This window comes from Clostridium sp. CTA-17 (genome assembly GCF_054767895.1).
The window spans coordinates 592,586-613,476 of record NZ_BAAABF010000001.1 but is presented as its reverse complement, the minus strand read 5'-3'; the positions used below and the strand labels follow the sequence as shown (position 1 = coordinate 613,476).

General features: G+C 28.6%; 14 protein-coding genes. 2 read left to right on the top strand and 12 right to left on the bottom strand.

The genetic code is table 11. From position 1 onward, the window contains the following. Positions 1-186 precede the first annotated feature (186 nt). Positions 187-2,196, top strand: coding sequence for a ferrous iron transport protein B (gene feoB, locus ACYUCG_RS02610; protein WP_460268024.1), 2,010 nt, complete (start codon positions 187-189; stop codon positions 2,194-2,196). 202 nt (positions 2,197-2,398) lie between these two features. Here the strand turns inward: feoB and ACYUCG_RS02605 are convergent, their stop codons facing one another. The 4 genes from ACYUCG_RS02605 to ACYUCG_RS02590 all read right to left on the bottom strand — a co-directional run bounded on the left by ACYUCG_RS02605 (position 2,399) and on the right by ACYUCG_RS02590 (position 9,709). After that, positions 2,399-2,635: a hypothetical protein gene (locus ACYUCG_RS02605; RefSeq protein WP_003451889.1), complete on the bottom strand. Its 237-nt coding sequence runs from the start codon at positions 2,633-2,635 to the stop codon at positions 2,399-2,401. A gap of 589 nt (positions 2,636-3,224) precedes the next feature. Further along, positions 3,225-7,937, bottom strand: coding sequence for a S8 family serine peptidase (locus ACYUCG_RS02600; RefSeq protein ID WP_460268023.1), 4,713 nt, complete (start codon positions 7,935-7,937; stop codon positions 3,225-3,227). A gap of 484 nt (positions 7,938-8,421) precedes the next feature. Then, positions 8,422-8,949, bottom strand: coding sequence for a hypothetical protein (locus ACYUCG_RS02595; RefSeq protein ID WP_283679707.1), 528 nt, complete (start codon positions 8,947-8,949; stop codon positions 8,422-8,424). 289 nt (positions 8,950-9,238) lie between these two features. Beyond that, a complete protein-coding gene (locus ACYUCG_RS02590) occupies positions 9,239-9,709 on the bottom strand; it encodes a hypothetical protein (protein WP_060794637.1) in 471 nt (156 codons plus the stop codon). A 183-nt stretch (positions 9,710-9,892) separates the two neighbouring features. Between ACYUCG_RS02590 and ACYUCG_RS02585 the strand changes: the two genes are divergently transcribed. Beyond that, the gene (locus ACYUCG_RS02585) at positions 9,893-10,060 is read left to right on the top strand and encodes a hypothetical protein (RefSeq protein ID WP_174207491.1); all 168 of its coding nucleotides are present in this window, start codon (positions 9,893-9,895) and stop codon (positions 10,058-10,060) included. 151 nt (positions 10,061-10,211) lie between these two features. Here ACYUCG_RS02585 and ACYUCG_RS02580 read toward each other — a convergent pair whose 3' ends face one another. The 8 genes from ACYUCG_RS02580 to ACYUCG_RS02545 form a co-directional block, all read right to left on the bottom strand. Further along, on the bottom strand, positions 10,212-11,501 hold the full coding sequence (locus tag ACYUCG_RS02580) for a glycoside hydrolase family 16 protein (protein WP_060794636.1): 1,290 nt from the start codon (positions 11,499-11,501) through the stop codon (positions 10,212-10,214). A gap of 68 nt (positions 11,502-11,569) precedes the next feature. Then, positions 11,570-12,445, bottom strand: a complete 876-nt coding sequence (locus ACYUCG_RS02575; protein WP_060670134.1) for an HAD family hydrolase — start codon at positions 12,443-12,445, stop codon at positions 11,570-11,572. Positions 12,446-12,525: 80 nt separating this feature from the next. Beyond that, positions 12,526-14,868 carry a glycoside hydrolase family 65 protein gene (locus tag ACYUCG_RS02570; RefSeq protein WP_460268022.1) on the bottom strand — a complete coding sequence of 781 codons (2,343 nt, stop codon included), beginning with the start codon at positions 14,866-14,868 and terminating at the stop codon, positions 12,526-12,528. Positions 14,869-14,880: 12 nt separating this feature from the next. Then, positions 14,881-15,750 carry a PIG-L deacetylase family protein gene (locus ACYUCG_RS02565; RefSeq protein ID WP_460268021.1) on the bottom strand — a complete coding sequence of 290 codons (870 nt, stop codon included), beginning with the start codon at positions 15,748-15,750 and terminating at the stop codon, positions 14,881-14,883. A 19-nt stretch (positions 15,751-15,769) separates the two neighbouring features. Next, the gene (locus ACYUCG_RS02560) at positions 15,770-16,627 is read right to left on the bottom strand and encodes a carbohydrate ABC transporter permease (protein WP_139933163.1); all 858 of its coding nucleotides are present in this window, start codon (positions 16,625-16,627) and stop codon (positions 15,770-15,772) included. Beyond that, positions 16,624-17,529: a carbohydrate ABC transporter permease gene (locus ACYUCG_RS02555; protein ID WP_110084262.1), complete on the bottom strand. Its 906-nt coding sequence runs from the start codon at positions 17,527-17,529 to the stop codon at positions 16,624-16,626. Before ACYUCG_RS02555 ends, ACYUCG_RS02560 begins: the two co-directional genes overlap by 4 nt. A gap of 87 nt (positions 17,530-17,616) precedes the next feature. After that, complete coding sequence (locus ACYUCG_RS02550; RefSeq protein ID WP_003456161.1) at positions 17,617-18,876, bottom strand: ABC transporter substrate-binding protein; 1,260 nt, start codon at positions 18,874-18,876, stop codon at positions 17,617-17,619. Positions 18,877-19,156: 280 nt separating this feature from the next. Beyond that, complete coding sequence (locus ACYUCG_RS02545; protein WP_460268020.1) at positions 19,157-20,884, bottom strand: sensor histidine kinase; 1,728 nt, start codon at positions 20,882-20,884, stop codon at positions 19,157-19,159. Positions 20,885-20,891 lie beyond the last annotated feature (7 nt).

Below are 20,891 nucleotides of genomic sequence, written 5' to 3'. Positions count from 1 at the left end.
TGAATATTATTGTATTTTAAGTGGTGTATTGAGATATTTTATGTATTAATAAGAAACATACTTTAATATAAAAATTTATTTTTTAATTAATATATAAATGGTTTATCTAAAAGACTAAATAAAAATCTTTTAGAGTTGGTATTGGGTATTTTACTAAATTTAAAACTTTATTAAGGGGGAAAATTAATGTTAACTATTGCGTTAGCTGGTAATCCTAACTGTGGTAAGACAAGCCTTTTTAACTTGCTTACTAAGTCAAGACAACATATAGGAAACTGGCCCGGTGTTACAGTGGAAAAAAAAGAAGGTACTTTAAAGTTTAAAGGTGAAAGCTACAAGGTAATTGATTTACCAGGAACTTATAGCTTAGGAGCATACTCAGAAGATGAGATTGTTGCTAGAAATTACATATTAAAGGACAAACCTGATGTGGTTATAAACGTTGTGGATGCAACTAATTTAGAAAGAAATCTTTATCTTACTACTCAGCTTATAGAAATGGGAGCAAATGTAGTTATTGCTCTTAATATGATTGACCAAGCTGAGGCTTTAAATATAGAAATTGATACAAATAAACTTTCTAAAAGATTAGGTGTTCCTATTATAAAAACATCAGCTTTAAAAAATAGAGGAATAGAAGAATTAATAGAAACTTCTATACATTCAAAAAAGAATGAAAAACTTATTAATATAAATTATGGTGAAGATATTGAAAATGAAATAAAAAACCTTTCTTCTTTGCTAGAAACATATAAAAATAAATTGGAGTTTCCTGTTAATTGGACAGCTTTAAAACTTTTAGAAAATGATGAATATATAAAAGATAAAGTAAAACAATTAAATTCTCCAAGTATATTTACTAAGCTTGAAGAAAGTAATAAGACCATAGAAAAAAATATAGGCTTTGAAGCTGATATGTCTATTGTTGATAAAAGATATTCTTTTATATCATCAATTACTGAAGATGTAATAAAGAAACCTAGTGAAAAGCAAGTAACAACTACTGAAAAAATAGATAAAATAGTTACAAACAAATATTTAGGAATCCCTATTTTCGCACTTATTATGTATTGTTTATATGAATTAACCTTTATTATTGGTGCTGGAATTCAAGAATGGTTTGGAGATCTTATAGCTAAAGCAGGTGTAATTGTATCTGAATGGTTTTCTAATATGGGTGCTCCTGAATTACTAGTAGGATTTATAAATGATGGACTATTTGGTGGTGTAGGTGCTGTTCTTTCTTTCTTACCATTAATTATGGTTATGTACTTCTTATTAGGACTTTTAGAAGACAGTGGATACATGGCAAGAGCTGCTTACGTTATGGATAGACTTATGAGAGGTTTAGGATTACATGGAAAAACCTTCGTCTCTATGATAGTTTCCGTTGGATGTAATGTTCCTGGAATAATGTCTACTAGAACCTTAGAAAACAAAAAGGATAGAATGATAGCTATACTTATTAATCCATTTATATCCTGTGGTGCTAGAATGCCTATATATGCTGTATTTGTTGAAGCATTCTTCCCTACTCATCAAGGTTTAGTCTTATTTAGTTTATATGTGCTAGGTATTATAGTTGCCTTAATAAGTGGAAAAATATTTAGCAAAACTTTATTTAAAGGTGAATCTTCATATTTTGTAATGGAGCTTCCTGCTTATAGAATGCCATCTATAAAGAATGTATTCTTATTAATGTGGGAAAAAGCAGGTGCTTTCTTCAAGAAAGCTGGAATGATTATATTCCCAATGATGATAGTTCTTTGGGCTTTATCTGTATTACCACTAGGAGTTGAACCAAATAGTGAACACTCTATTTTAGGTATGATTGGTAGCTTTGTTGCTCCATTATTTGTACTAGCTGGATATGGAACATGGCAAGCTGGTGTATCATTAATAACTGGTATATTAGCTAAAGAGTCAGTAGTTGCAACAATGGGTATGGTTTATGCTGGAGTCGAAGAAGGGGAAGCCTTAATAAATGTAATTCAACAGGTATTTACTCCACTTTCAGCAGTTTCATTCTTAGTTATGACTCTTTTATATACTCCTTGTTTAGCAGCCTTAGGGGCAATAAAAAGAGAAACTAATTCTATGAAATGGACTATATTCTCTGCTGTATATACATTTGTAATTGCCTTAGTTTTATCAACACTTGTATATCAAGTTGGATTATTGCTAGGTTTTCAATAAATTAAATATGCCTTCTAATTATAATTATTTTAGTTATAATTATTATAAGAACCAAGAGATCTCCTTCCAATAGTCTCTTGGTTCTTTCAATTTAAAATATTATATATAAACTCAAAAAATATTCTTTTTTAAACTCCTCTATTTACTTATATATCACTAACTTAATATGAAGTTAACTTAATTTATATACAAATATAAAATTTTACTCATCTACTGGAATTAAAATTGCATTTTGAATACATTTTGCACCTTCAGGTGTTAAATTTTGATCTCTTAGATAATATTTTTTATCATCAACTATTAAATGATAAAAATCTATTACTTTACAGTCCCTATCATTTTTCATCAAGTATCTAACAACAGCTCTCATAAAATCGACTCTACTTAAAAAATGTTCATTAAAAGTTATTTTTATTTTTTCATTGCCTTTGTGTAACATATTACAACACCCCTTTTAATAATAATAAATTCCTTATAAAATGAATCATGTTAGTATGTAAAGTCCTAAAACACATAAATTTTCATTAAAAGCTATACTTATGAAAAGAGAATTAGATCACTGTTAATTAAAAAGCAAAATTAAAAATTCAGGACTCGATAAACGTTTACAAATTTTAAAACAATCCATTTTAGGCTTATATGCTAAAATTATTTAAACCTTATTTTGTAGCAATTCATTTTCTCTTTACACTTTTATTATACTACTCTATACCATCCATGTAAACATTTTCTATTGAATAAATATGGAATTTTTTACTTATTTATAAAAAATCATTTCTATAAAAAAATATGTATTTAAACTCACAATATAACTTTATTTTTATAATAAAATAAAGTCTAAAATTCTTAATAGTATCTATTTTCTGTATGATAATAATCTTTATTAGTAAGAAAATAAAGAGCCTTCCTAAGTACAAACAAATTTCTTTGTTTGCCCTATAAGAAAACTCTTTATCTACTTTATATTTTTAAATAATCCTCTTAAAATGTCCTAAATTTATTAATTTATTTCAAATACTTTTTATTTACTATTCTTCCTTGTTTTTATTTTTTCTTTTTAAGAAAACAGCTCCAATTGAAGCCATTATAGCTCCTAATAAAGATAGCATAGATCCTCCAAGAACTTGTCCTGTTGTTGGCAATGTTCCTTCTTTCTTAAGAAGTTTTTCATCTTTAACTGAGTTCTCTTCATTACTTTTATTTTCTTCACTAACTTTATTCTCTTCTTTAAGCTTATTATCCTTTAATTCCTCTTTTGAATCAGTTTTAGCTTTAGGCTTTTGTACTATTTCCTCATCAATAGGTTCATTATATTTCTTATTATTATTTGGATCATCCTTTTCTGAATTTTTTAAGGAACTTCTATCTATAGCAAAGTTAATAACTTTTTCTGATGGATTTCCTGCTTTATCTAAAGCTTCAACCTTTAAGATATACTTACCATCTTCATCTATTCTTGATTTTCCGTCATATTCTTTTCCATTTAAAGTATATTTTAAAGTTGCATCCTTCTCATCAATCTCAATTATTGGAGTAACAGGTTCATTATAAACTTTACCCTCTTCAACTCCAGTTACAAATATATTAGCAGGTGTTCTATCTATAGAAAACTTAACTTCTTTATTTGATACATTTCCAGCTTTATCTGTTGCTTGTACATTTAAAACATAGTCACCATCTTCTTTTATACTAGACTTACCATCATATTCTTTTCCGTTTAGAGTATATTTAAAAGTAGCTTCTTCATTACTAGCTATTTCAGGAATAATTTCTTCATTATATACTCTTCCATCTTCAATATTATTAACAGAAATATTTGCTGGTGTTTTATCTATAGTAAAGTTAGTTTTTACTTCTGTTTTATTTCCAGCTTTATCTTTAGCCTTTACAATTAACTCATAGTTTCCATCCTCTGAAATAGGAGTTTTTCCATCATAATCTTTTCCATTTAATAAGTAACTAATTTCTGCATCTTCATTAGAAACTATCTTTGGAGTTACATTACTATTGTATATTCCTTGATCTGATACCCCTCCAATTGTCACTTCTGGAGCATTTTTATCAACCTTAACAGTAAGCTTTCTAAGAGTTTCATGACCTAATACATCAACGGCCTTTAATACTATAACATCTCCATCTTTTACAGGAACTGCATATGAAAACTCTCTTCTTGTACTATCATTTCCTGGCTTACCTCTCTCTTCAACTTCTAACTGAATAGTGTCATTTTTATAGAATTTATATCCCCATGTGTTATCCTCAACAGTACCTTTTATATTTATTTTATCTTCATTAGTTATAACTATACCATCTGATTCTACCTTTGGAGATGATAAGTTTATTATAGGCGCTTTAGTATCACATAATATATTACTAGCATAATTATATAACACATTTCCATTTTCATCTTTCGCATAAATATTAACTTTATTCATTCCTTCTTTTAAAGCAACTTTATGTACAAAAGTTCCATCTTCATTTACCTTAACATCTTCATTATTTAACTTAAATTCTTTTACTGGACCTAAAACTACTCCCTTTACTAGATATTCTAAAGAATTATCAACACTTAAAGTAGCAGTTCCAAAGTTACCTTCAAATTTTATTAATGGATCTGAAGATTCAACCTTTATATTCTTAGATACTTCACCTAAGTTAAATGCTGTATCATTCATAGCTACCTTAACTTCATTTAAAGCATTGTTTTTTAACTTTATGTCACAACTATAAGTGCCATTATTTTCACTTATATTAGCTCTTATACTTTTACCATTTACATATACTGTAGCTATATCTGGTATAATAGAAACATTGTCCTTAGCAGTCCATTCTAATTTATAATCTACTTCATTATCATCCTTATTACCTAATACTTTGTCTCCTGAAGTTATTTCAATATTAGGTGCAGTAAGGTCAACTTGTACTGGAACAACTACCTCTTGATCTTTAGCATTATCATAATCAACTTTTGATTTTATATTTAAATAATATTGTCCTTCTGGTACAACTTCCTTTTCTCCTGTACTTTGGTTATATAGCTTTCCATCCCAAGTCAAATTCTCAAATAAGTTTGGAGCTTTTCCACTTCCACTTGGTTCACTATATTCCTCTTTTCTTATATAGTCTTCATGTCCTATAACTCCTAAGGATTTTTTATCTTTATCTAATAACTCTAATTCAGTTACCCTAGCATTTCTTAAATAATATAAATATGGAGCTATGATATCACCATTTCCATTTCCATCTGGAGATATTGCTATTTTACTAGGATCTACTTTAAGGTTTCCCTTTTCATCCTTTGCTCCTAAACCTAGCTTGTACCCAATTGCTCCATTTAAATTTGTTAATACTTCTGATGGAACTATGAACTTTTGATTTTTACTCTCCCAATTCATAGCTTCTATTATTTGATCTTTTCCCCAGTCTCCATAATATCCTATGAAAGGAACTGATAATGATGGAACATCTTTTCCTGTAAGTTTAATAAATCCTTCAACAAATCTATCCTCTGAAACGGCTTTAGGTATTGTTAATTTCACTTTTAAAGTTTCTGTACCCTTAGCTGGAACAATAACTTTATTTTTATCAAAGTTAAGATTTGCCCCCTCAATTCTTACATCATGAGACATAGTCTTTAAAGTATCACTAGTTTCTGTTAAAACTCCACCTAAATTTTCAACATCATACTCAGCCTCTTTATCTCCATAATTTTTTAATGTTAATGTAAATTCTTTCTCATTTCCTATTTGCTTTAATGCTACAGTAGAATTATTATTTTCATCTAATACTACAACCTTATTTTTAAGAGCTTCTTCTATTTGCATAAGACCAGCTCCTTGTCTTCTAGGTGAATAAGGTATCTTAGGATTATTTTTATCCATCTCTATCTTAGAAGTACTTATTGCTGTATTTTTTGCTAATTCTACTAAATCTCTTCCCTTAAGATTTGGATTTTCCTTTTTAAGCCCTTCAACTATTAATGTTTCTCCTCCAGCAACATGTGGCGCTGCCATTGATGTACCAGTTTTAATACCATATTTATTATCATTTATAGTTGAATATATATTTCCACCTGGTGCAGATATTTGTGGTTTAAAGTCTAAACTTGGAGTAGGTCCCCATGATGATGATTCAACAAAATCACCAGCATCACTACTTGCAACTAATATTTTATTGTTTGTAAATTTAATTTTTAAATTCTTATTAATAGCATTTTTAAATTTTTCTCCATCTGAGTTTTTAACAAATACTGATGGAATTTTAACCTTTGAATCTGTTGCCATATTTATAAATGACTCATCACCATCTCCATTGTATATTATTACCCCTTCAGCACCAGCTGCTTGTGCATTTAAATTTTTATCTATAAAAGTAATTTCCCCTCTTTTTATTAAGGCAACTTTTCCCTTTAAATCTTTTCCTTTAAAATCTTGTACCTTTCCAAGTCCACAATCTACTAAATCAAAGTCTTTATCTAAATTAAGACTATTTTCTTCTCCTGATACCATAAATGGTATATTAACTGCTTCACCATTATCTTCAAAGCTTATTGTTGGTAATAGCATCTTACTATTATGATAGTTTGCTACTGTAAGTGCATCCTTTGCAGTTCCAGGAGCTCCTACTAAACCAGTATCCTTTATATCTGGAACCTTGTATGGAGCCGTTGAATATTGTGAATTTCCAGCAGCCACAACAACGACTACCCCAGCATCCACAGCCTTTTTAACTGCTATTTGTTCTGGATCATCTTCTTTTTGGAATCCAGCAGAAGATCCTAAACTCATATTTATTATGTCTGCTCCTTGATTAACAGACTCTTCAATGGCAGCTACTATATCATCCTCAGCAGCCCCTTGTCTATTAGGATTATTTGAAAAAACTTTCATAGCTAGTAATTGTGCCTCTGGTGCTACTCCTTTTATTGCCTCATTTTTAGCAACCTCTTCATCACTTCCATTGGCAGCAACTATTCCTGCTACATGCATTCCATGCATATCCACTTTTGGATGTGTATCTATAATATTTTCATTTTCATCAGCAAAATTGTAACCATATGGAATTTTCTCTGTAAAATATTTTCCTGGTCCATCTTTTAAATTTTCTTTTTTAAGCTTAGCTTTTGATGAATCTGTTATTTTCATATCTTTATGATTTGGATCTATTCCTGAATCTATAATAGAAACAACCATTCCTTCACCTTTTAAGCCTAACTCTTTCCAAGTTTCTACTGCCTGTGTTAAATCTTTAGCAGAATTCATAGCTGGATAATAAGTCTTTACAACTTTTACGCTTTTTACACCATCGATTTTCTTTAATTCCTCTATATCTTTAACTTTTGTATCGATACTGAATCCATTTATTAAGGTTCCAAAGCTTTTATTTATCTTTTCTCCTGTAATTTCTTCTGCTTCATCCTTAGCATCTTTTTGTTCTTCTTTTACTTCTTGAATTTTTGCTTCAGATGGTTTTTTCTCACCTTCAGCCTTAGCTTCCTCTATAGCTGCTGGCTTTTCAAGTTCAACTATAACTCTTACTACTTCATTTGGATTTTGATACTTAAAATAAAGTTCATCCCTAGCAATACTCTCTAAATTTCTTACTGTCGAGCTTGTCCCATTATTGACTTCCTCTGCCATTACATTAGTTCCTACACTACTAGGTATTATAAGAGCTAACACCACCAAGCCATTGAGCGTTGAGGATAAAAACCTCTTCATCTGTTTTTTCTGTTCTTTCATTAATTTGTCCCCCTTTTTATTATGTTTTTATTATGTTATTTATAATTTTTTATAATAAATACTTAGTTGCCCCTACTAAGTATTTATATTATAAAAAAATTTTAAGCTTTATATAGGAACCAATGAATTTAAATTATTACATTAACTCCTTAATCTTTTAATTTCTCTTAACACTTTATTTATATTTTAATAGATTATACATTATCAGTTAATTTTTTGAAAGTGTTCTTTTTATTAACTTTTTGTAAATAAATTCTATTAAAACCCTTTAAAAGGCAGTATTACTTTAATCCCTCAACATACTTATATATTAATTTTTTTTAAAATATCAATTTTGCGGTTTAATAAATTATAATTAACATTATTAATAGTTTATTAATAAATCATTGATAACGTTAATTATAGTAATAAAAATAAACTCATTAGGTATAATATTTCATTATACCTAATGAGCTTATTTTTAACTTATCTCTCTTTATAATTTTTAAAATCCCTTACGGAATGGAGGAAAGACATAATCATCTTTTTTTCTAAGTGAAATTAACACTTCTTCCCCCAAAATATCTTTGCATACAACTGTACCTCTAAAAACCTTAAGGTTATCATAAGCTCCCATTTTCAAAAACTCCATAATGGCTTCTACCTTTGTGTCATAATAAGCTTCTGGAATCTCTTTCCCTTTAGGAGTAACTTCTGCTAATATGTATTTCTCTGAAATATATTTACACCAAGCATTTTCTTTATCCCAGTCAGCACCAAATTTTTCTGACATCATATCATACCAATCTTCAGCTAGTTTCTCTTCTTTGGACCTCACCCCTTTTCCACCCAATTCTTCCTTAAGTTTCATAACTGCATATCTAAGATAAAAAACCTTATCTACCTCATCTTCAAATTCATATAAATTAAGATCAAATCCATAAGTTTTATAAACCTCAGTAACTTTTTCATTTAGTTTTTTAGAATCAATTATAAAATTTCCATTCTTTGTCTTATACGTAGTAACTCCCATTGCTGTTCTCCTTCATTTAGAAATATATTATTTCCTCAAATAATTTAATCTTTAGTCATACATTAAGTTTTTATAGCTTGTTAATATTTAAAAATTTCTATTTTGCTATATTGTATTATTGATAATATTATTTATTATATAAAATAGCACTCACTTTTAATAAAAGCTTAAAACATAATAATAAAATGACTTTTGTTAACATTTTGTTATTATATTTTATATAATAACACAAACAGTAAAAGTTTACCAGTTATCTGAAATCACTACATATTTTTATTTATTAAAAACATCAAAATTTTGGTTTAACATCTCCATTTATTAAATCAATAAAATCTTTAATATATTTACTCTCCTCTAAGTTCATAGATATATCATATATAAGCCATCCAAAATCACTATTAGACAATAACAACTCTATTCTTTCACGCTCCACTTTCCAATAATACTCTAAATTACAAAAAGCTCTTAACAGGGTTATTTCATTATCAGTGTAACCCCCTCTTCCATCCCAAAGACCAACAATCTCCTTACAGGCTTTCATACTAGCATAAACATCCTCATTCCTTTCTTCTCCATTGGAATTTAAAGTTGCATAGGCAAATTGTCTAATACTGTACTTAAGTTCTTCATCTAATCTTTTTTCATATAAATATACCTTTGTACTTTTATAAATACCAAAGAACATACTTGCTATTAATAATACTGATAAAACAACTACTTTATTTTTCTTTAAATACTCCCTTAATCTTTTAATTTTCATTAATTCTCCCCCTTATCTCATATATACATTTAATTATATATATTGATATTTTTTCCACAATATTTTTTATATATTTTATTAAAAAAATTACAATTGAAGTAAAAATAAAAAAGATGTATTGTTTTTATATAGGTTAATTTAACCCTATAATTTTAAACTTTATATTTAAAAGGAGCAATTAAATTGAAAAGAAGTAATTTACCAAACAATAAAGATATTGAAATAAAAGAAATCTGCGAAATCTGTGGAGAAGAGATGGATGAAAATCCTTTTGCATATGACTATGATTCAGAAAATAAACTTGTTTTTAAATGTCCAGCATGTGGTCACAGAAAAGTTAGAAACTTATAAAAATTAAATATTCTTATTTTTAACATTAAATACTTACAAAGAGATTATAAAATAACAAAAGAGAGAGCTTTATTTAAAATAAAACTCCCTCTTTTAATTAATATATAGGTCAAACTTAATTTTTTAATAAAACACTTTTAAAATTTTACTTTTATTCTACAGGAATAAGTTGCCATTGACTTGTCCAATAAGTATTTGGAACATTTCCATACTGTAAAACGCCTTGATAACTTTCTGTATGTATTGACATATTAGGCTTCCATCTGTTAACAAACCTTGTATATCCATCTACTGGTACTTCACTCCATTGAGCACTCCACCAAGTTTTTGGAACCTTACCATGTTCTATATATCCAGTTTGGTTTTCTATATTTAAATATTCTCCTGTTTCATTATTCTTTAATAAAGTGTATCCATCTCTATATTCCTTACTCCATTTTGCATTTTTTTCATTTTTTAAAGTTATGTCCCCATAAGATACTTTATCATTATTTTCTTCAATATAAAGGAATTTTCCTGTTTGTCTATTTCTTATTAAGTAATTATTTAAACTTTCACTCTCTTTATATCCATCTACTGGTTTCCAAACTCTCATATAATCAATTGCCCATTCCTTAGGCCAAACATCATTATGAACACCTGAACCTGCATCTGTGTATATATTTAAAATTGTTCCCATTTCATAGTCTGGTGAACCATATATAACCTTGAATAATTCATTATCATAATAGAATTTCAAAGCAGTAGGAGTCCATTCCATTGCATAAATATGATATTCAGAAGTTGGATCTCCTGATGGAACTTTATCTTCTGAAATAGTCCAAGATGTTTGGAAGTTTGGATCATTCCATCCATATGCAGCTATTCTCCATGTATCTTTTTTACTAAAGAAAGTTTCTAATATATCAATTTCTCCTGTTTGTTTTGAATTGAACCAATCATTAGTATCATCCTGCATACCAACCATCCACCAAGCTTGATGGCCTCCACCACCTGTGTTAGATAACTTAGCACGAATTTCAAAGTATCCATATTTAGTTGTATAACCTCTCCACTCATTTCTTTCATGATTATCAGTTGTTCCACTAAAATTATGTATCCAACTTTTATCAAAAGACATTATGGCAGATGATCTAACAGTTCCATCATGCTCTGGGCACCATGGTTTCTGATCTTCAGTTATATATTCAACAAGTGATCCATTTTCAAAGCGATAATTAGCCTTAGCACTTTCAGGATCCTTGCACCAATGTGGTAAATAATAATCAGTCCATTTTTCTCTATCTAATGTAGGACCATTGAACTCATCAGAAAAATCTAGTTTATATCCAGCTTTTTCAATTGGATTTGCTGGAAAATCCTTTGCTTTTGAAATAGTAAACGGTAGCAACAATAGTAACATAAAGACAAACATAAATCTTAATACACCTTTTCTATTCAAAAATACCCCTCCATTTAAAAGTTTGACCTATAAAATATATTTATAAAAAAATTATAAATATCAAAACTTTATAAATTTTCTTGTGAACTTAAAAATTCCAAGAATCTTTCAACGCCCCCTGATAAAATTATTACTTCTTCTGGTCTTTTTCCTTTTAAATTAGAAACATCAAAGAAATCTCCACTTTTTGAGGAATCAGTAATCATAAAACTGTCACTACCATATAACCCCTCATCAATTCCTATGTATTCATCTCCCCAAAAGCTACATTCTTCTGGTAATATTCCAAATTCATGTTCAAAATAATTTAAAATTGTATTTACATTATCACTTTTGCTAGAAACTCCAACCTCTAAATATTTAGCATCTGTTGTTACTACTAAATCTAAGTCGTATTTCTCTCCTATTTCCTCAGAGATTTTAATAAGTCCTAAAATCCCCTCATTAAATCCATGCCTAGTTAAATTTTCTTTTAATATATCAACCTCATTTTCTTGAAGAAATAGTTGCTCTCCTCTATTATTATCGACCATAAGATCTATTTTACAATAATTAGGTCTGCTAAAAACTATATCCGTCTTATAATCATAGTCTTCTAAAAGCTTCATATGAATATCAAAACAAGCCTTATGAACATCTAAAAGAACTGATTTTTCTGGTATCATATTATTGAATAACTCTAAATTTTTATTTTTATTAAATTTATAATTATATGCCCCTCTACCTAAGCCTAAAAATAAGTTTTCTAATTCTTTTTCAGTAAAGTAATCTTGTAATCTTCCACCAGCAATATTTTCAATAGTAGTTCCACTAATTATTGCTAGTTTTATTCCCTTATTAAGTAAACCCTTCATTCTCGAAACTATTTCATCTACTGGTGCCTTCCTAGAAGTTACAGCAGTACCATCCCAATCAAAAAAGATAGCTCTATACCCCTTATTCATAAAACACTCTCCCTTTTTTCTTATTAATAATAAATTTAAACAAAGCAGATTAAAAGTTTTATTTTTAAATAGCTAAACTATTATTTAGCTGGTATTTTTATTATTTCACTTAAATTTTTAAGATAAACTTTTTCTCCATATACATATAATTCTAAATTCTCGCCCTCTAATAGTCTTATTTCAATTTCATCTTTAGAAATTTTTATTTCTAATAGATTCTTCTTATAGAAAATTTTAAAACTATATGCATTCCACTCCTTAGGTATTGTAGGATTTAATTCTAAAATTCCTTTATTAGTTCTAAGTCCTGCAAAACCATTTACAATGCCTTGCCAGGTTCCTGCCATATTTGCAGCATGAATTCCAGCATAAAAGTTATTGTGATAATCATCTAAGTCCATTCTTGCTGACTGTGAAAAATACTTGTAAGCCTCCTCATCATATCCAATTTGACTAGCTAAAATACCAAATATACAAGTTGATAAAGAGGAATGATGCAATGTTACTTCTTGATAGAAATCATAGTTTTTTCTTAATTCCTCTATACTAAAAAGATTACTATGAAGGTACATTGCTAAAATTGCATCAGCTTGCTTTGACATCCTTTGTCTAAATATAAATAGAGGATGATAATTTTCATAAAGAAGATGTCTCTTTTCTTTAGGTATTTTGGAATCATCCCAAGGCTTTCTCTTCATAAAGCCATCATCTAAAGGATACACCCCTCTTTTCTCATCATAAGGAAAATACATATTTTCAATTATTTTTTTCCAATATTCTATTTCTTTATCTTTTAAATCAATCTTTTTAACCAAATTATCATAAGCTAATTGATCCTTTTCTTTAATCTTATTTAATGCCCATATTGCATCTCTAAGGTTTTCACGTGCCATAAGATTAGTATAAAAATTATTATCAACTATAGCATTGTACTCATCTGGCCCAGTTACAGCACAAATACAATATTTATTTCCTACATACTCAGAAAATGATCCTACATCAGCCCAAACCCTTGCAGTTTCACATAAAACCTCAGCTGCTTTATCCTCTAAATAGTCAAAATCATCATTAACATCTACGTAAAGCTTAAAGGCATATGCTATATCTGCATTTATATGGTATTGAGCGGTTCCTAAAGGAAAATATGTTGATGCTTCCTCTCCATTAATTGTTCTCCATGGATATAAGGCTCCTTTATCATGTCCTAATACCCTTGCTCTCTCTCTAGCTTTATCTAAAGTAAAATACCTATAATCTAGTAATTTCTTAGCTAAATCTGGCTTAGTATATACAAATACAGGAAGTATATACATTTCTGTATCCCAAAAATAATGTCCTTCATATCCTTCTCCACTTAACCCTTTAGCTCCCATTCCGGTTTTACCATCTCTCCCAGCTGATTGCATAAGGTGAAAAAGATTAAATCTTATTCCCTGTTGAAGTGCATTGTCTCCTTCAATAATTACATCAGCGGTTCTCCAAAACTCTTCAATATATTCCTTTTGCTCTCTCTCAGCTTCTATATATCCTTTTTTCTTGGCATCACTTAAAATAGTTTTTATAAAGCCATGTAACTTTTTACAATTCATATCTAAAGATGTGCTATATGCAATAAACTTATCTAATATAATTTCTTCATTTTCCTTAGCATAAAATTCATAAGATACCCCACAAAGCTCATAATTTTTAAAATTCTTTCTTATAAAGTTTTCTGCTGATATTTTATTTACTGCTCCACAAGCTATTGAAAGTTCACTATTTAATGTTGTTCCTTCATAATAAAGTCCATCTTTTATGGAATCTATATAATCATTTGCAAGCCTTTTACCAAAAGGACCATAATCAACTAAAGGATTAGTTTTTCTTGTATGATTTTCTACATTTGCATCAATAGCAGAGATAAATTTTAAATTTCCACTAAAGTTTAAAGGAGTAACTTTATAACGTATTTCCATTAAATTTTTATTATTAAAACTAACAAATCTACTTATGCTAATTTTTACTTTTTTACCCTTAGGTGATACCCATATAAGATCTCGAGTTATCCTTCCCTCTTTCATATGCAAAACTCTCTTATAATCCTCTATTTCACCTGTAAGCATACTGAATTCTTCATCTTCTATAAATAGCTTTATTATTTTAGCATTCGGAAGATTTAAAAGTGATTGACTTTCTGTAGGGAAACCAAAATTCCATTCTCCATACCTTATATGCTCACTTTCATAAAAGCCATTTACAAAGTTTCCTTCTAATCCTGTTTCAACATCAAAATCATATGCCTCTTCAAAGGTGCCTCTAGTACCTATATATCCATTAGCCAATGAAAATGTTGTTTCATTTCTATAATTATTTTTTAAAAGAAATTCTTCTTCTGTTATATTCCAAGGCTCTATTTTATAAATAGGCTCTCTATAATCTTCCATATTACTCTCTCCTTACCACTTTATTTTCCAAAAAACTTCATTCTTTTTCACAAAGGAATATAAAAACTCAATGGCATCTGGTTTCAATGCTGTCCTATGTTTTGAAATTGCTTCTCTCTTTAAATTTTCTCCAAGGTTATTACATTGCATTTCTTTAGGCACAATAAAACTTAATGCTTCATTCCATTTTAAGTTTGAAGTTTCTTCTAGAAGTTTTGGACATGTAAATTCACTAACTTCTTCAGTAATAATAGGCCACTTTTCATCCCCATCACAAGAATGTACTATGCCACTATATAAATTAGGTTCATAGTTATTTTTTTCTCTAAGTCCTTTTAATATTTCAACTACAAAACAATATAATCCGCTATGATCTCCATGGGTATCAAACTCAGAGGTTGTAAAAATATTTTTTGGCATATATTTTTCTATTACTCCTAATAAATCATCATGAAAATTCTTTCTAGTATATTTACTATGTTCATTAAAATTTTTAAAGTGATATTCTTTATGATTCTCTAAAGAATAGGTTTCCTCTGAACAACTAGACTCTAAAATTTTATTTTCATCCTTCTCTTCATAAAGATTCCATAAAAAACTTTCTTCTTTAGGCATTCCAGTGTCCGCATATCCAAGGACTATTAAATTTTCACTTTGTAACCCTAAAAGTTCTAACCCTTCTATACTTTCGCTAATTCTTGCCCTTCCCACAGAAAAATCTTTACAATCATAATCTCCATTAGTAGCCATTACTACCTTCACATCAACTCCACTTTCTAGGGCATTTTTTATTATTCCTCCTGTCATAAGTAATTCATCATCCTCATGGGGAACAATTATCATAATACTTCCAAAATCTTTGTCTATATTAATATCTTTCATAAAATCATCACCTCGCCATTTAACCTTTAACAGCTCCTGTTGTAACTCCACCTATTATGTATTTTTGCATAAATATATAGAATACCATAAGAGGTGCAACTCCTAGCATTAACATTGGGAAAAGTGCTGTCCAATCAGTTGAGAATTGACCTATATTTCTAGATACTTCTTGTAAAATAACTCCATTTTCTCTACTTTGTAAGAATAATAAAGGTGTTAAGAATTCATTCCAAACATTTAAAGTTACTATTATAACTACAGTTGAAATAACTGGTTTTAAAAGTGGTAATATAACTCTAAAAAACTTTTTTAATACTCCGCATCCATCAATATCTGCTGCTTCCTCTAACTCCATTGGAATAGTAGCTTCTATAAATTCTTTAAACAAAAATATTGCTTGAGGTGTGTTTATGGCTACGTTTACTAATATTACAGCAAAGGCACTATTCATAAGATGTAAACTCTTTACGATTTTATATAAACTTACTATATTCATTTGGAATGGAACTATTAACCCTGCAAGGAAAAGTAAAAACATACGATTTCCAAGTTTAGTTTTTGTTCTAGCTAAAGCATATCCAGCCATAGACCCAAAAACAACAATCAATATAACCGCTGTGGCAGTTATAAACACTGTATTTCCAAAAGCTCTTGGAAAACTCATCTGTTTCCACGCATTAGAATAATTTTCAAAAATCCAAGTCTTAGGAATTCCTAATGGACTAGCTGTTGCTTCTTGAGGAGATTTAAAAGTTGTTACTATAAGATAATAAATTGGTATAAACCATATAGCAGCTAATAGAATCATTGCTAATTCTAATCCCCATAGTTTTTTGTCTTTTTTCTTAATTCCACTACTTTTCACTTTATTTATCATGATATAGACTCACTCCATTTCCCCATTAATTTCGTTGTTATTCCACTTATTACAAGAACTATGATAAAGAATAATACTCCAAAGGCTGCCCCTGTACTATAGAATCCATCTGAAATACCTTTTTTCATCATAACAGTCATAACTGTTTCAGTTGCATTTCCTGGACCTCCTGAAGTCATTGAATATATGATATCGAAAACCTTCATACCTCCTATAAGTCCTGTAACAACGATTATTTTTACTGATGGGCACATTAATGGAAGTGTTACATGAAAGAATTGTTTTAAACTTCCAGCTCCATCAATACTTGCTGCTTCATATAATTCTTTAGGTATTGATTGTAAATTTGCTAAGAATATAACCATTGCCCATCCTGTCCATTGCCAAGCTTGAGTAAAAATTACAGAAAATAAAGCTTTATTTGTTGTGAAGAAATTTATTGTGTCTAATCCTAAAGAATGTAATATATTATTTACTAAACCATAATCTGATGATGAAAGTATAAAATTCCATAAGTAACCTATTATTAATGAACTGAATACTGCTGGAAAGAAAAATACAGCTCTTAATAAATTACGACTTTTTAATTTTTTGTCTAATAACACTGCTAAAGGTAATGCTAAAACTGTTTGTAACCCTGTAAGAGCTATAGCATATATTACTGAATTCTTAATACCAATCATCATAACTGGTGTTGAAAATACCTTAGCATAATTTTCAAATCCAACAAAACTTAAATTAATAGGATTTATATCTGTATAATTAGTGAAACTATAAAATATTGTGTATAAAAATGGTACAATACTAAATATTAAGTAAATTGCTAAAGCTGGTAATACAAAAACATAAAAGTATTTTCCTAAAGTTCCCGGTGTTCTTCTTTTCTTTTTAACTAATTCCATGTAGTCTCCTCCTTTAAATGCTAGATAAGTTTTTTAAAATTGCTCATAACTCTAAACAAATTAGAATTATGAGCAAAAGATTTAATTTTATTTATTTATAAGTTCACTTGCAGCAGAATCTACATTTGATAAAGTTGTTTTTAGATCTTGGTTTCCAAGTAAATAATTTTGCATTTGTTTACCGTAATCTACATGTGCTGATCCTGCATCTCCCCATTCATTCCAAGGACAATAAATATGACCTGCATTTATAGCTTTTTCAGCTCCCTTAAAGGCTTCTGGAAGAGTGAATGAGGTTCCAGTTAAGTAAGAAGATCCTCCTTGATTGTTTTCCCATAAAGCTTTTTGTCCCTCTTCTGTAGATATAGCTTTTAATACTTCCATTGCTGCATCTTTATTTTTAGATTTTGAATTTACTGCAAATCCACATCCAGGTCCACCTATTAACCATCCATCGCTAGGTTTTGTTCCGTAAAATGGCATCATATTAAGTTTTAAATCAGGATTTTTTGACATAATTGCTTCTAAATCCCATGGTCCTGAACAATACATTGCAGCTTTTCCAGTAGCAAATTCCTCTAAAGCTTGATCATGGTCTATTCCAGTCATATCTTTAGTGTATATTCCATCCTTTATCATTTCTGACCATTTATCTAAATACATATTCCATGTACCATCTAACTTAACTTTTCCTTCTCTATACTCTTGTCCAAAGTTTTTACCAGCATCTGTTGATAAATACTCTGCTGTTACAAAGGCCATAGAATTCTTTAATAAAGGTTCCCATGATTTTAATCCTGCTGCTAAAGGTTTTATTCCTAAGCTTTGGAATTTCTTACAAACCTCAATATATTCATCAAAAGTCTTAGGTATTTGAATATTATTTTCTTCAAATAATTTTTCGTTATAATATATTCCTTCAAACCAACTTATTCCTGGTAAAGCATATACATTATTATCGTACTTATAAACATTAGTACCTGAATCTGAATACTTCTTAGCCAAATCGTTTACATTTTCTAGATATCCTAATTTAGCATGTTTTAAGGCTGATGCTGGAGATTCACAAATTATATCTGGACCCTCTTCAGCTGATAATTGAGTATCTACTATTGTGTTATAGTTTGAGTTATCAATAAATTGATACTCTATTTCCACATTTGGTAGTTTTTCAGATAAATACTTTAACATATCTTTCATTGTATCTTCATTATTCCAGTTAGTCATACGAAGCTTTACTTTACCACCATCTTTTGCTTGAGTAGAATCAGTTTTATCACCACATCCTACCATTGCTGTTGCTCCAATCATCATACATAGAATTGCACTTAGAATTTTTTTTCTCATATCTCTTCCCCCTTTAATTTATCCACCCTTTAATGATGTCATAGCTTATAAATTATTAAGTTCCTCTTATGATTAAATTATAGAATCATTTAATTTATTAATAAATAATACATTTTTTCGAAACCTTGTACAATTTTACGTTATTTTTTATTAATAAAAAAATGCTATATCAAAATAACTTTTAATAAAACTTAAAGCCTTATAAAGAGAAATTTATGAATTTTCTCAGTATGCTTCTATGTTTTATCTCTCAATTTTGATACAGCACCTTAGTTTATTTTTAATTTAATTTATTATTTATTTTAGGAAGCCTTAGTGCAATACATATATAATTATTTTCAACTAAAGAACACTCTAAATTACACTTTATACCATAATATAGTTCTATTCTTTCTTTTACATTATATATACCATATCCTTTTCCTGGCTTATTTAACATCTCCTCTATGCTATTAATATCATTATTATTGTTACTACTATTATAAATTTTAAAGATTAAAGAATCTTCATCCTCCTGAAACTCAACTATAATCTTTCCTCTTTCTTTTCCTTCATTACAATCAATTCCATGCTTAATAGCATTTTCAACTATAGGTTGTAGAATAAAATTTAACATATTATTTTTTAATCCCTTTTCATCTATTCTATATTCCACATCAAAACTATCTGAATGTGCTATTTTTTGAATTTCAATATAGGATTTTATATTATCAATTTCACTTTTAACATCTGTTATATCTTGTCCATTATTTAAACTAGTTCTATAAAATTTAGCTAGATACCCTGTTATATCACTTATATCATCATTTCCTTCTCTAATGGCTTTCCACTTTATAGTAGATAAACTGTTATATAAGAAATGGGGGTTTATCATAGCTTGTAATGCTTTAAGCTCAGTTGCTTTCTTCTCAAGCTCAATTTTATAAACTTTATTTATCATATCGTTTAAGTCCATTGTCATATGTCCAAAGCTATTTGTCACAATTCCTATTTCATCAGTATCCTCTGTAAAAATAGGATTATTGAAATTCCCCTTTGAAACATCTTCAGCCTTATCCTTAAGTAATAATATTCTTCTGCTTAGAGCTTTAGATAATATATTTATTAATATAACTACTGCAATTAAACAAAAAATTACTATTAATAAAGTTGAACCTATTATAGGGATTAATTCCTCTGTTATTTTCTTTTTATCTAAATAATAAAATACCTTCCAATTTGAAGCATCAATATTATTTTCACATATTAAATACTCCTTTTCTTTCAAATTAGCTCCAGATTTTATATTTAATATATTTTCTAAAACCAATTCATTTATTTTACTATTTTTCATCAGCTTTTTAAAAACTATATTTCCACTATTATCTTTAATAATAATTCCATTATCTAAGAAATCCATATTTTCTAAAGGCTCTGTTATAATACTCATAAACAACTCAATTCTAAGTACACCTATAACTTTACTATTAGTTGCAGTGTCTAATATGCTTCTAGTTATAAATAATTTTCCATCCTCATAACTCCAAAAGGGCTTAAAACTCTTTTCACTTTTTTTATACCATTCCTCACCCTCTACAAAATTACTTGGCTTTAAAAAGGATCCTATCTCTCCACTTACATTAGGAGTATATATATTTATTTCCTTTATGTAATCATCGCTGGTTATAAAATACCAAAATATAGGCTCTACAGTATCATTTAAGGTTTGTGCTATTGATATATTATCATTAGGCTTATTTTCTATAACCTTTCTAAAGTTTAAGTTATAAGCAAGATATTTTGCATACCCTTCTTCCTTTTTTAATTTAAAGTCTATCTCATCAGCAATTCTAAGACTATTATTTTCCATTGTCTTCTCAGTTTGTATTAATAAATTTTTTCTTGATTCACTAAAACTATAAACCCCTAAAACTATTATTGGTATAGATACAGATATGCTAAAACTAATAATTAACTTTTTCCTTATAGATGCTTTTCCTAAAAACCACTTTATTATTTTTTCAATCATACATAAC